This is a genomic window from Azospira sp. MPR-LB4, from assembly GCF_058809525.1.
This window is the reverse complement of the sequence record NZ_CM179521.1, coordinates 3,268,028-3,281,342: the sequence shown is the minus strand read 5'-3', so window position 1 is coordinate 3,281,342 and position 13,315 is coordinate 3,268,028. Positions and strand designations below refer to the sequence as shown.

At 66.2% G+C, this 13,315-nt stretch carries 12 protein-coding genes and 1 tRNA gene; 3 read left to right on the top strand and 10 right to left on the bottom strand.

Features of this window, described 5'->3' with window-relative positions; translation table 11 throughout:
- Positions 1-66: 66 nt before the first annotated feature.
- The 7 genes from AC3QLZ_RS15400 to motA all read right to left on the bottom strand — a co-directional run bounded on the left by AC3QLZ_RS15400 (position 67) and on the right by motA (position 9,524).
- Positions 67-2,934, bottom strand: coding sequence for a methyl-accepting chemotaxis protein (locus AC3QLZ_RS15400; protein WP_014236794.1), 2,868 nt, complete (start codon positions 2,932-2,934; stop codon positions 67-69).
- Positions 2,935-3,004: 70 nt separating this feature from the next.
- Positions 3,005-3,508 carry a chemotaxis protein CheW gene (locus tag AC3QLZ_RS15395; protein ID WP_014236793.1) on the bottom strand — a complete coding sequence of 168 codons (504 nt, stop codon included), beginning with the start codon at positions 3,506-3,508 and terminating at the stop codon, positions 3,005-3,007.
- Between the two features lie 16 nt (positions 3,509-3,524).
- Positions 3,525-5,984 carry a chemotaxis protein CheW gene (locus tag AC3QLZ_RS15390; RefSeq protein ID WP_014236792.1) on the bottom strand — a complete coding sequence of 820 codons (2,460 nt, stop codon included), beginning with the start codon at positions 5,982-5,984 and terminating at the stop codon, positions 3,525-3,527.
- 49 nt (positions 5,985-6,033) lie between these two features.
- The gene (locus tag AC3QLZ_RS15385; RefSeq protein ID WP_014236791.1) at positions 6,034-6,399 is read right to left on the bottom strand and encodes a response regulator; all 366 of its coding nucleotides are present in this window, start codon (positions 6,397-6,399) and stop codon (positions 6,034-6,036) included.
- Between the two features lie 15 nt (positions 6,400-6,414).
- Complete coding sequence (locus AC3QLZ_RS15380; RefSeq protein WP_238526352.1) at positions 6,415-7,575, bottom strand: methyl-accepting chemotaxis protein; 1,161 nt, start codon at positions 7,573-7,575, stop codon at positions 6,415-6,417.
- 113 nt (positions 7,576-7,688) lie between these two features.
- Positions 7,689-8,636, bottom strand: coding sequence for a flagellar motor protein MotB (motB, locus tag AC3QLZ_RS15375; RefSeq protein WP_014236789.1), 948 nt, complete (start codon positions 8,634-8,636; stop codon positions 7,689-7,691).
- A 30-nt stretch (positions 8,637-8,666) separates the two neighbouring features.
- Positions 8,667-9,524, bottom strand: a complete 858-nt coding sequence (gene motA, locus AC3QLZ_RS15370) for a flagellar motor stator protein MotA (protein WP_014236788.1) — start codon at positions 9,522-9,524, stop codon at positions 8,667-8,669.
- Between the two features lie 275 nt (positions 9,525-9,799).
- Here motA and AC3QLZ_RS15365 point away from each other — a divergent pair, with 275 nt between their 5' ends.
- Entirely contained in the window at positions 9,800-10,348 is a 549-nt protein-coding gene (locus tag AC3QLZ_RS15365; protein ID WP_014236787.1) for an NUDIX hydrolase, read from the top strand.
- A 14-nt stretch (positions 10,349-10,362) separates the two neighbouring features.
- On the opposite strand, the gene AC3QLZ_RS15360 is transcribed toward AC3QLZ_RS15365, so the two are convergent.
- Entirely contained in the window at positions 10,363-11,088 is a 726-nt protein-coding gene (locus tag AC3QLZ_RS15360) for an energy transducer TonB (RefSeq protein ID WP_014236786.1), read from the bottom strand.
- 204 nt (positions 11,089-11,292) lie between these two features.
- Here AC3QLZ_RS15360 and AC3QLZ_RS15355 point away from each other — a divergent pair, with 204 nt between their 5' ends.
- Positions 11,293-11,925, top strand: a complete 633-nt coding sequence (locus AC3QLZ_RS15355) for an HNH endonuclease (protein ID WP_014236785.1) — start codon at positions 11,293-11,295, stop codon at positions 11,923-11,925.
- 82 nt (positions 11,926-12,007) lie between these two features.
- Positions 12,008-12,718 carry a DUF599 domain-containing protein gene (locus AC3QLZ_RS15350; protein WP_014236784.1) on the top strand — a complete coding sequence of 237 codons (711 nt, stop codon included), beginning with the start codon at positions 12,008-12,010 and terminating at the stop codon, positions 12,716-12,718.
- Positions 12,719-12,730: 12 nt separating this feature from the next.
- Here the strand turns inward: AC3QLZ_RS15350 and AC3QLZ_RS15345 are convergent, their stop codons facing one another.
- Positions 12,731-13,087, bottom strand: coding sequence for a DMT family transporter (locus tag AC3QLZ_RS15345; protein WP_014236783.1), 357 nt, complete (start codon positions 13,085-13,087; stop codon positions 12,731-12,733).
- A 101-nt stretch (positions 13,088-13,188) separates the two neighbouring features.
- A tRNA-Ser gene (locus AC3QLZ_RS15340) sits at positions 13,189-13,281 on the bottom strand.
- Positions 13,282-13,315 lie beyond the last annotated feature (34 nt).

The following is a 13,315-nucleotide window of genomic DNA, read 5'->3' as shown; positions in this document are numbered from 1 at the left end:
CACTTCCTTGCTCGGAGAAGCTCCCGGCAACAATGGCCGGGAGCGGGCTGGGCGGATGGAAAGGGCTTAGAACTCTTCCCACTCGTCATCGAGGGAGGCCGGCAGGTTGACGGGCTTGCCGCCGAACTTGGGCGACGGCACCCGCACTTCCTGCTGCAGATGGGGAATGGCGGCCTGCGCCTGCCCCATGGCCGGGCTCGGGCCGGCGTGGCGGCCTGCCGGCGCCTCGTGGCCGAGGCGGAACACGGAAACCGCCTCCATCAGGCCGTGGGCCTGCTCCTCCAGGCTTTCGGCGGCAGCAGCGGCCTCTTCCACCAGGGCGGCGTTCTGCTGGGTGACTTCATCCATCTGGCTCACCGCCAGGCCCACCTGCTCGATGCCGGCGCTCTGCTCCCGGCTGGCCTCGGCGATGTCGGCCATGATCTTGGCGACGCGCTTGATGGAGGTCACCACCTCTTCCATGGTGCGGCCGGCGGAATCCACCAGGCGGGAGCCGTTCTCCACCTTCTCCACGGAATCGGAGATGAGGGCCTTGATTTCCTTGGCGGCGGCGGCGCTGCGCTGGGCCAGGTTGCGCACCTCGGTGGCCACCACGGCAAAACCGCGGCCCTGCTCGCCGGCCCGGGCCGCTTCGACGGCCGCGTTGAGGGCCAGGATGTTGGTCTGGAAAGCGATGCCGTCGATGACGCCGATGATGTCGGCGATCTTGCTGGAGGAGTGGTGGATGGCGCCCATGGTCTGCACCACCTGTTCCACCACCTCGCCGCCCTTCACTGCCACCTGCTGGGCGCCGCTGGCCAGCTCGTTGGCGGTACGGGCATTGTCCGCATTCTGCTTCACCGTGCTGGTCAGCTGCTCCATGGAGGAGGCGGTCTCTTCCAGGCTGGAGGCTTGCTCCTCGGTGCGGGAGGAGAGGTCGGTGTTGCCGGAGGCAATTTCCTGGGCCGCCGTGTTGATGGCCTCGGTGGCGCCCTTGATGCGCTCGACGATTTCCTTGAGCTGCTCGACGGTACTGTTGGCGTCGTTCTTCAGCTGGCCGAAGGTGCCAGCATAGTCGGCCTCGATACGGCTGGTGAGGTCGCCCTGGGACATGGCGTTGAGCATGCGGGCCACGTCGTCCAGGCCCTTCTGGCTGGTTTCCAGAAGACGGTTGATACCCTCGGAAAGCTGGCGGAAGAAGCCGTCCTTGCCCTCCAGCACCAGGCGCCGGGTGAAGTCGCCGTTGGCGGCACCGTTCACGATGTCGGCCACCTCGGCCTCCACCGCCACTTCGGCGGTCCGGTCCAGCCATTCCACGGCGGAGCCGAGGCGGATGCCGCGCTCGTTCACCACCGGGGTCACGGTCAGGGAGAAGGTGCGGCCGCCCAGGTGCACGGTGGCGCGGTGGGAGCCGCTGAGGCGCGACAGCAGCCCGCGCTGGTGGGCCGGGTTCTTGTGGAAGACGTCGATGTTGGAACCGAGCAGGGTGGCGGCGCGGAAGTCGGGCAGGTCGCGGCGGATGTCGTCCTCCACCCGGCGGAACATGTCTTCCACCGCCTTGTTCATGTAGATGATGTTGTGCTGGTCGTCCGCCACCATGACGTTGGTGGCCACGTTGTCCAGACCGATCTTGATGCGCAGGTTCTCGTTGGCGATGCGCTGGGCCTCGGCCACATCGAAGCCCAGCTTGATCTGCATGGCCTGAATGCCCTGCAGCAGGCGACCCATCTCGTCGTTGCGGGTGATGTCCACCTGGTGGTTGTAGCGGCCCTGGCTGACGGCGCCGAAGGCGGCCTGGGCATCGGCCAGGGAGCGCAGGATGCCGCCGGAAAGGCGCCAGGCGATGAAGGTCAGCAGCACGATGACCAGTACGATGGCGCCGACGATGGTACCGGTAGTGGTGGCCTTCAGGTCATCGGCAGCCTGGGCGTCCTTGCGCGCCTGGTCGGCGTGGTACTGGTAGAGGGCGTCGGTCTTGGCGGAAACCTCGTCGTAGAGCGGATTGATCTTCTCCGAGAGGATGCGCTGGGCTTCGGCAAAATGGCCTTCATTGAGGGCGTCCCGGGCCGGGTTGATGCCCTCGTCCACATAACGCTTGCGGGCGATGAAATAGGCCTCGGCCAGGGCCTTGTGCTCGTCGCTGCGGATGCTCTGCTGGTAGCGCTGCCAGATGGCCGTCAGCTCTTCCCGGTTCTTGGCGATGATGTCGGTGTGGGCCGTCACCGGATGCTCGTGGCTGGCCGCATTGCTGGTGCCCGGCTCATGCTGCAGGCCGAGCAGCACCTGGGCCCGGTTGTCCGCCACCAGCTTGCCGATGCGGGCCAGACCCTGGACCGGCTGCAGGCGGTCGGTGAAGGCCCGCTCCAGGCTCTCGTTGGTGTTGTTCAGGGCATACAGGCCCAGCACGCCGACCACCACGGCAAACAGGACTGCCAGGCCGAAACCCAGGCCCAGACGGGTGGCCAGGGACAGGCTGGCAAAACGGTCGCCCAGGCTGGGGCCGCCGCGCACCACCTTGCCGCAGAGGATGCGCAGGGAGCCGGCCCGGTTCTCGCGGAACAGGCGGTAGGCATTTTCCGCCGCTTCCACCTGGTCCCGGGAGGGCTTGCGGCGCACCGACATGTAGCCGACCACCTGGTCGTTTTCCCGGATCGGCGTGGCATTGGCCTCGACCCAGTAGTGGTCCCCGTTCTTGCAGCGGTTCTTCACCAGGCCGGTCCACGGCCGTCCCGCCTTGAGGTGGGTCCACATGTCCGCATAGGCTTCGGACGGCATATCCGGGTGGCGCACGATGTTGTGGGGCTCGCCGATCAGCTCGGCCTCGGTGAAGCCGCTGATCTCGATGAAATCCCGGTTGATGTAGGTGATCTGACCCTTGAGATCGGTCTTGGAGACGATCAGGGTGTCATCCCGCAGGGGCACTTCCACATTGGTGACCGGCAGATTGGTGCGCATGTTGGTCTCTCCGTCTGTTCCGGCCACCGCTTCCGGCGGCCAAGCAATTTTCTCTGTCTGGGTGCCTGTCTCAGGCCAGGGCGGCCACGTCGTCCATCAGTTCCATGTCCCGGGTGCTCATCAGCTGCTCGATGTCGGTGACGATCAGCATGCGTCCTTCCACCGAGGCCAGGCCCAGGATGAAGCGGGTATCGAAACTGGCGGAAAAGTCCGGGGCGGGGCGAATCTGGAGCGGGGTCAGGGCGATGACGTCGGAGACGCTGTCCACCACGATGCCCACCACCCGGCTCATCACGTTGAGGATGATGACCACGGTGAAGGGGGTGTATTCGATCTTGGGCTGCTTGAACTTGATGCGCAGATCGACGATGGGCACGATCAGGCCCCGCAGGTTGATGACGCCCTTGATGAATTCTGGCGCATTGGCGATCCGCGTCACCATGTCGTAGCCGCGGATTTCCTGGACCTTGAGGATATCGATGGCGTATTCCTCCTGGCCCAGGGTGAAGGTCAGGAATTCGCTGGCCACCTGGTCTTCGTCGGTGGCGCCATTGCCGGCATTGTAGTTTTCCACTGTCTCGCTCCTTCGCTCAGGCTGCCCCGTCCGTCGCCTGGCCCTTGGCCATGGCCACCAGGGCCGAGGTATCCAGGATCAGGGCTACCCGGCCGTCCCCCATGATGGTGGCGCCGGACACGCCCTGCACCTTGCGGTAGTTCTGTTCCAGACTCTTGATCACCACCTGGTGCTGGCCCACCAGTCCGTCCACGAACAGGGCGGCCTTGGCCCCGTCCGCATTGAGCACCACCATGATCCCTTGGTGGAACTCCCGCACCTTGGGCTCGGCGGCGAAGACCTCGTGCAGTACCACCACGGGCAGGTATTCGCCCCGCACCTGGATCACCCGGCCCTGGTTGGAAACGGTCTTGATGTCGCTGGGCTTCGGCTGCAGGGACTCGACCACGTAGGACAGGGGAATAATATAGATTTCTTCCCCGACGGCCACGCTCATGCCGTCCAGGATGGCCAGGGTCAGGGGCAGGCGCACCGTCATGCGGGTGCCGATGCCGGTCATGGATTCGATTTCGATGCGGCCGCCCAGAGCCTGGATGTTCCGCCGCACCACGTCCATGCCCACGCCCCGGCCGGAAACGTCGGTCACCTGGTCGGCGGTGGAAAAGCCGGGCTCGAAGATAAGGGCCCACACGTCCTGGTCGCTCATCTGGTCGGAGGCCGCCAGGCCCTTCTCCCGGGCCTTGGCGAGAATTTTCTGGCGGTTCAGGCCGGCGCCGTCGTCCCCCACCTCGATGACGATGTTGCCGCCCTGGTGGGCCGCCTTGAGGGTGATGGTGCCGCCCGGCGGCTTGCCGGCGGCGACGCGCTTCTCCGGCGATTCGATGCCGTGGTCCAGGCTGTTGCGGATCAGGTGGGTCAGGGGGTCGGTGATCTTTTCGATGAGGCCCTTGTCCAGCTCCGTGGTCTCGCCGCTCATCTTCAGTTCGACCTGCTTGCCCAGCTTGCCGGAAAGATCCCGCACCACCCGGGGGAAACGGGAAAAGACGAAGGAAATGGGCAGCATGCGGATGGACATCACCGCTTCCTGCAGATCCCGGCTGTTGCGTTCCAGCTGGGTCAGGCCGTTGAGCAGACGCTCGGGCGCCGCCTCCTGCATTTCCTGGGCCGTGGCCAGGAGCATGGCCTGGGTGATGACCAGTTCCCCCACCAGATTGATGAGCTGGTCCACCTTTTCCACCCCGACCCGGATGGAACTGTCGCCCGCGGCCACCGGCGGCGCCTTCGGACGGCTTTCGACGCGGGCTTCGGCTGCCGGCGCCACTAGCGCCGGCGCCGCGGCGGCAACGCTTGCCGGAACCACCGCAGGAGCGGTCTGGGGCGACGCCAGCGGAGCGGGCGCAGGCTCGCTTACCGGCGGCATGGTGCCGGCCTGGGGAAGCGGCACAAAGAAACCGTAGCCCTCCCCTTCCTCCAGCACAGGAGACTCGGCCACCCCGGCAGCCGCACCGACATTGGCCGGCAGAGGCTCGAAGAAGCCGTAACCATCCCCTTCTTCAGCCACCGCTGCCGGAGCGGCAGCAGGATCGGGCAGGGGAGCGAAAAAGCCGTAGCCCTCACCTTCCTCGGCCACGGCCGGGATGGGGGCAAGGGCATCCTCTGCCACCACTGGCTCGGGCAAGGGATCAAAGAAACCGTAGCCATCCCCCTCTTCCGCCATCGCGGCAGGCGCGGCGGGGGCCAGGCCGGGAGCGTCGTCGAAGAAGCCGTAGGCGGCCTCGTCCTGGGGCGCTCCGGGGGCATCGTCGAAGAGGCCGAAAGCCTCGTCGGCCGCTGCCGCCGGGGCTGCCAGGGGCGACAGGCGCCAGGCATCGGTCTCGGCGACGAAATCGAGGGAATCGGCCAGGGCTTCCCGCGCCACCTGGCCGTAAAGGCGCAGCTGCCACAGGGAGGGAACGGGGCCGCTGGAACGGCTGAGCACTTCCAGGCGCCCCTGGCGCCCCAGGTCCTCGAGGAAATTTTCCAGGGTTTCCGGCACCGCCAGGGAAGCGGGCGTCGGCACGAACTCGATTTCCCAGCCGCCATCAACGCCGCTATCCGCCGGGGCCACAACGGCTTCCGGCATGACGACGGCGACCGGCTCGGCCCCTTCGTCCCGGGACAGCTGGCGCAGCTTTTCGCAGATGGCCTCCTGGGCCTCGGCGCTGACCGCCTCGCCGCCCTGGTGGGCGGCGAGCAGCAGCTTGAGCAGATCGCCGGCCTCGAGGAAGGCATCCACCATTTCCGGGCGCAGGCCGATCTCGTGCTTGCGCAGTCGGTCGAGCAGGGTTTCCAGGACGTGGGTGACGGCGGTCAGGTCGGTGAAGCCGAAGGTGCCGGAGGAACCCTTGATGGAGTGGGCCGCCCGGAAAATGGCGTTGAGGTCCTCGTCCTCCGGGGCGCCGACGTCCAGCCCGAGCAGCAGGGATTCCATTTCCGCCAAGTGCTCCGCCGACTCCTCGAAGAACACCTGGTAGAACTGGCTCATGTCGATGGCCATGTTCGCCTCTCTGACCGACGCAGGGACTAAAGGGGACCGGGGCCGCGGCTCAGCCGATCACCTTCTTCACCACTTCCACCAGTTTCTGGGGATCGAAGGGTTTGACCAGCCAGCCGGTAGCGCCGGCAGCGCGCCCCTGGGTCTTCATGGCGTCGGAGGACTCGGTGGTCAGCATCAGGATGGGCGTAGCCTTGTACTGGGGCAGGCCGCGCAGGGTGCGGATCAGGGTCAGGCCGTCCATGCGCGGCATGTTCTGGTCGGTCAGCACCAGGTTGATGGCGCGGGCCTTGGCCTTTTCCAGGCCGTCCATGCCGTCCACGGCCTCGACCACGTCGTAACCGGCACTCTTCAGGGTAAAGCTCACCATCTGGCGGATGGAGGCGGAATCATCGACGGCAAGAATGGTTTTGGGCATGGGAGACTCCGATTTTCAGAAGAGTTCGATTTCGCCGGTGTTGAAGCCTTCCTGGCTCACCGGATTATTGGAAGTGCGCTGGCGCAGGCCGTCCACCTGGGTGCGGGCCTGGAGCAGCGACTGCCGCAGACTGTCGGCCTGGGCCGCGGACATCTCGCCCTGACCGCACTGGGCCGCAGCCGCCAGGGCCCGGACCTCGCCCAGCACCGCCTGGACCGATTCGAGCCGGCCATTCACGTGGGACAGCAGCTGGGTCACCATGTCCTGGAACTGCAGGGAAACCACCGCCTGATTGACGCTCTGCTCCATGCTCTCGGAGATGTGATTGAGCTCGTCGATGGTCTCGCCGGTACGGTGGTTGAGGGCCTCGATGTTCTGCATGGCCACCTCCACCCCCTGCTTGGACTTGAGGGCGAAGGTCATGTCCTGGGCCGCCATCTTGTTGATGGCCTGCTCGGTCATTTCGATGGATTGCTGCATGGTCACCAACTGGCCGCGGATCTGCTGGCTGAAGTGGCTGGTGCGGCCGGAGAGGTCGCGCACCTCGTCCGCCACCACGGCGAAGCCGCGGCCCGCCTCGCCGGCCCGGGCCGCCTCGATGGCGGCATTGAGGGCCAGCAGGTTGGTCTGTTTGGAGATGCCTTCGATCTCGCCCAGCATGCCGGTGATGCGCTTCATCTGTTCCGACATCTTGTCGGTCATTTCCACCAGTTCCATGGCCAGCTTGGAGTTGGCCACCACGCTGTCCACGAAGGCGTGCAGGGTTTCCGAGGTGTGCTGGGCGAAGCCGGCAAAATCGGCGGCGCCGTCCTCGCCGCGCTGGCTGCTGATGATGCCCGTACCCAGCTCCTGCTGACGCCGGGCCTGCTGGCTCATTGCGGTGAAACTCTGGATCAGGGTGCCGATGGCTTCCGAGAAAATCTGCTGGGTCCGCGTCACGTCGGCCCGGGCTTCCTCGAACTGGCTGTGGAATTCGTCGCTGGCCCGCTGCATCACCTCGCCGGTCTCGGCCAGCAGGCGCACGCCTTCGCCACCGGCCACGTCACCGCCGGACGACTCCTTACCGTCGGCGGAGGAATCGCGCAGCAACAGGGAAAACAGCAGCCAGCCGACGACGATGGCGCTGATGCCGACGGAAAAGGGGGCGCCGCGCAGGGCAGGGTCGATCGCCGCCATGGTCGCCGCCACGAGCAACGCCCATACCAGTCCGAAGCCAGACAATTTGGCCCATCCGTTCATCGTACCCAGTCTCCCCTTATTAGTTTGCTTGTGCTGGCTGACCGGACATTCTACAGGGGCGGGCGCCCGGATGGCACCTTGGTGCCGGGGGTCAGCGTTTCGGACGCAGGGATGGCGTCGTTGCTCACTTCCACATCAGGCGCGGCGTCCCGCAGGAACGCCTCCTCCGTCTCCTTGTTGAGGACGACGATGCTGATGCGGCGATTGACCGGATTGAGGGGGTCGTTGCGGTCGAACAGCACGGTGGAGGACATGCCCACCACCCGCAGGACCTTGTGGTCGTCCATGCCGCCGCTGACCAGTTCGCGCCGGGAGGAATTGGCCCGATTGGCGGACAGCTCCCAGTTGGAGAAGCCCCGGGCGCCGGCGGCGAACTGGGCCGCGTCGGTATGGCCGGAGAGGGTGATGCGGTTGGGCACCGCATTCAGCACCTTGCCGATTTCCTTGAGGATTTCCCGGGTATAGGGCTTCAGCTGGTCGCCGGCCAGGTCGAACATGGGCCGGTTCTGCTCATCCACGATCTGGATGCGCAGGCCCTCGCTGGTGATGTCCAGCAGCAGCTGGTTCTTGAACTGCTGGATGGCCGGATTGCTCTGGATGGCATCCTCGATGCGCTTCTTCAGCTCCTTGAGCATGGCCCGTTCGCGCTGCTTGGCTTCTTCGGAGGACTTGGAAACGCTGTGCTTGGCCGCGTCCTCGCCTTTGCGCACCTGGCCGTTCTGCCGGGTCAGGTCCAGGCCGCCGCCCTGGATCACCGCCGTGGCGTCGCCGGAACCGGAGCCGCCCTGCATGGAAACCTTGAGGGGATTCTGGAAATACTCGGCAATGCCTTCCAGATCGCCCTTGGCGGTGGAGCCGAGCAGCCACATCAGCAGGAAGAAGGCCATCATGGCCGTGACGAAGTCGGCGTAGGCCAGTTTCCAGGCCCCGCCATGGTGGCCGCCGCCACCCTTCTTGATGCGTTTGATGACTATGGGGCGAGAGGAATCGTCGCTCATCGGCGCTTACCGGGCAAAAGGGTTCAGGACTTACTTGCCCTTGCGAGCCTTGAGTTCTTCTTCAAGTTCGCGGAAGGACGGACGGACGTCGGAGAAGAGAACCTTGCGCCCGAACTCGATGGCCACCTGGGGAGCGTAGCCGGACATGGCGGCCAGCAGCACCACCTTGATGCACTGGTAAATCTTCGAGCCTTCGTGGGCCTTCTGCTCCAGCAGGCTGGAGATGGGCGAGACGAAGCCGTAGGAAAGCAGAATACCGAGGAAGGTGCCCACCAGGGCGCCGCCGATCATCTTGCCGAGCACGGCGGGCGGCTGGCCCACGGAGCCCATCACGTTCACCACCCCCATCACCGCCACCACGATACCGAAGGCGGGAGCGCCGTCGGCCACCTTGGCCATGGCATGGCCCGGCACCTCTTCCTCGTGATGGTGGGTCTCGATTTCCATATCCATCAGGGCTTCGATTTCCAGGGTATTGAGGTTGCCGCCCACCATCATGCGCAGGTAGTCGGTGATGAAATCGAGGACGTGGTGGTCGCCGGCAATGTCCGGGTACTTGCTGAAGATGGGGCTGGATTCGGGGTTTTCCACGTCGGCTTCGATGGCCATCAGGCCTTCCTTGCGCACCTTGGCGAGGATTTCGAAGAGCATGGCCAGCAGGTCGATGTAGAGGGCCTTGGTGTACTTGGAGCCCTTGAAGATGGAAGGCAGGGCGCCAACCGTCTTCTTGATGACCTTCATGCTGTTGCTGGCGACGAAGGCGCCCACCACCAGACCGACGATGGCGGCATATTCGGCGGGCACCCACAGGGCAGCCAGGCTGCCGTGGATGGCGTAGGTGCCAACCGAGGCCAGCAGGATGACTACATAACCAATGATGAGAAACATGCTTCCCCCCACTGCCCTTCCGGCAGCGCCTGCTGTATTAATTCGGTGTATGCCATTCTAGCAACAACCCTTACGGCTGAGCAAAATAGCATCGGGCCGGACAAAAGCCCCAGAAAAACTCCGCCAGCCGGCGGATTCTGGCCCCCGGAGGCGATCCATTTTGCCATTCATTATGGTGTCCCAAGGGCCCGGGGGCGAGGACAAATGTCTCTTATTTGGGCCCGGAAACTGTTTTAAACTGGCAAACATGCGCCACGCACACTCCTCCTCCCGCGATGAACTACTGTAGCCACTGCGGCGCTCCGGTGCACCTGCGCATCCCGCCGGGAGACAGCCTGCCCCGCCACGTCTGTGACGCCTGCGGCACCATCCATTACCTCAATCCCAAGCTGGTGATCGGCTGCATTGCCGAATGGGAGGAGCGCATCCTCCTCTGCCGCCGCGCCATCGAACCGCGCCACGGCTACTGGACCCTGCCGGCCGGCTTCATGGAAAACGAGGAGACCACCGGCCAGGCCGCGGCCCGGGAAACCCTGGAGGAAGCCTGCGCCCGGGTGGAAATCGGCAGCCTTTTCGCCGTGGTGAACGTGCCCCACATCAACCAGGTCCATCTCTTCTACCTGGGCAAGCTGGTGGACGGCCGCCACAGCTCGGGGGAGGAAAGCCTGGAAACGGCCCTGCTGCAGGAAAGCGACATCCCCTGGCACGACCTGGCCTTCCGTAGCGTGCGCTTCGCCCTGGAACGCTATTACGCCGACAAGCGGGCAGGCCACTTCCGCCTGCACAGCCTGGACCTGCCCCCGCCGCCGGCGGACTACCTCTAGGGCCGGCCCGCCCCCTACTCCTCCAGCTTGAATTCGATCGGCAGCACCAGCCGCAGCTCCCGGCCGCGCAGGGCTTCCGGCAGCGGCGTCGCGGCCAGGGCCCGGTTGAGCATTTCCAGCCCCTGGTCGTCGAGCAATCCATAGCCGCTGGAGCGCTGCAACTGCACCGTGCCGGCCAGGCCGGCGGGACCGCCCACCAGCACCACCACTTCCACCGTCCCCTCCCAGCCCCGCTCCCGGGCCAGCCGCGGATAACGCTTGAAGCGCCGCGCCTCCAGGGCCAGGGCCAGGCGGTACTGGCGCAGGGCATCGCCGCTAGCGCCTTCCCGGGCCGGCGCTGCCGCGCCCCGCTCGCCGCCGCCGGCCGCCGGACTGGCCGCCGCGCCGGCATGGCCCTCCCCCTCCCCCCGCCGCTCCGGCGCAGCCTCGGCCGACGCCGGCGGACGGGCGGCAGCAGCAGCCACCTGGGCGGTGGCGCCGGGAACGGCCAAGATGGGAGCCGGCCGCTCAGGCAGGCGGGACGGTGATTTCGGCGGCACCTGCCGGGAAAGCGGCGCCAACTGGGCTTCCCGGGGCACGACCTCGGCAGCGGGCCGACCGCCGCGCAGATCCACCCGCATACCGCCAGCCGCCGCGCTGGGCGTGGGCGTCAGGCTCCAGCGCCCCCAGGCCAGGAGCACGGCATGGGCCAGCAGGGAAACCACCAGGGCGGCTTTGAGGGTGGAAGATGGGGCAGCCATGGAACGATTGGGCAGACAAATGGATGGAAGACAGGGCGGCAGTGGCGGCAACGGGGGAAAATCGGAGCCGCCGCTGCCATACAGGCGCAAGGATACCCGAAAGCCTCCCCTTCCCCAGCCGCCACCCGGCAGCCGGGCCATGCCCTAGGAAAAGCCGGCGGCCTTTGTTACTCTGGCGCAAACCGATGATTTTTATGGACTCCCATGAACGATCCGGTATGCCTGCCGCCCCCGCACTGCCTCCCGGCCCCCCACCTGCTGGCCGAGTACGCCTGCGCGCCCCTGATCCTGGCCCTGGACCAGAACGGAGTGCCCCAGCGCTGGATCTCCTGGCAGGAGGCCTGCTTCTACTACGCCCGGGAAATGGTGGCCTGGGATGCGGGCAACAACGCCTTCACCCTGCGCGGCGGCATTTCTCGCCTCACCGGCCAGCGCTCCGCCATCACCGCCAACAGCATCATCGCCCTGCGCGGCCACAGCCACGGCCAAGGCTACAACCGCCACGTACCGCCCCTCTCCAACCGGGAACTGTTCCACCGGGACCGCCACCTGTGCGCCTACTGCGGCCGGGAATTTTCCAGCCAGCGCCTGACCCGGGACCACGTCATCCCCATTTCCAAGGGCGGCAGCGACACCTGGACCAACGTGGTGGCAGCCTGCATGCCCTGCAACCAGAAGAAGGGCGCCCGCCTGCTGGAAAAGGCCGGCATGGAACTGCTCTACCTGCCCTACGTGCCCAACCGGGCCGAATTCCTGATTCTCTCCAACCGCCAGATCCTGGCCGACCAGATGGATTTCCTGGCCCGCCACGTGCCGGCCAAGAGCCGGGTCATCTGAAGCCGCCCCGCGGCGCCGGGAACGGCCCGGCTCCGGCTGTGGCAAAATCGGCCCATCGGCTTTCATTGACGCGGAATTCCCCATGCCCCAAGGCCCCCTGGCCCATCTGACCCTGCTCGACTGGAGCGCCCTGAGCTGGTTCCTCTTCTGCTGGATCGGCTACGTCTTCTTCGCCGAACGGGGGCCCCACGCCCGGGAAAACCTGGTGGGCCAGGGCCACGCCTACCGTCTGCAATGGGCGCGGCGCCTGCTGGAGCGGGAAGTGCGCATCACCGACGCCTCCCTCATCGGCAACCTGATGAACAGCGTCTCCTTCTACGCCAACACCACTATCTACATCATCGCCGGCCTCTTCGCCGTGCTCGGCACCCTGGACAAGGTGGTCTCCGTCACCGCCGACTTCCCCTTCGCCCGGGAAGTCACCCGGGACCTGCTGGAGCTGAAGCTGCTGCTGCTCTTCGGCGTCTTCGTCGTCGCCTATTTCAAGTTCACCTGGTCCCTGCGCCAGTTCAACCTGCTCTCCATCCTGGTGGGCGCCGCCCCCACCGGCAGCTGCGACACCGATCCGGAACTGGAAGCCAGCGCCCGGCGCATGGCGGCGGTGAACAGCTACGCCGGGGACGACTTCAACCGGGGCATCCGGGCCTACTACTTCGGCCTCGCCGCCCTCACCTGGCTGGTGGGTCCGGGCCTGTTCCTGGTGGTCACCAGCATCATCGTGGTGGTGCTCTACCGCCGCGACTACCATTCCGAGACCCTGCTGGCCATGCGCCCGCCCGGCGGCGGCGCCTGAGAAACAAAGGGCTCAGGCGCTCAACTTGAGCCCGGCCACCCCGGCCAGGATCAGGCCGATGCTGCACAGACGCAGGGGACTGGCCGACTCCCCCAGTAGGAAAATCCCCACCAGGGCGGTGCCGGCGATGCCGATGGCCGTCCACACCGCATAGGCCAGGCCCAGGGGCAGCTGTTTCAGGGCCAGGGCCAGCAGACCCACGCTCGCCGCCATGGCCGCCAGGGTGGCGGACCACATCAACGCCGGACGGGAGGAGGCGGCCGCCGACTTGAGGCCCAGGGCCCAGCCGATCTCCAGCAGACCGGCGAGCAGCAGCACAGCCCAGGCCAGCAGGGGCGAGAGGGAAAAGACAGTAGCGGGGGAAAACATGGGCGACCTCCGTGGCAACGGGGCCGTCCCCAAGGTACGGACGCTGGCGGGGTCGTCCCCGCAGCGGGCCGCAGGCGCCGCCGGAAGAAGCAGAAAAAGAGTGGCGGTGAGGGTGGGATTCGAACCCACGTGCCAGGTTTCCCTGACCATCTGATTTCGAGTCAGCGCCGTTATGGCCACTTCGGTACCTCACCGGGGAGGCGGATTTTAGCACGATTCGCCGCCCCG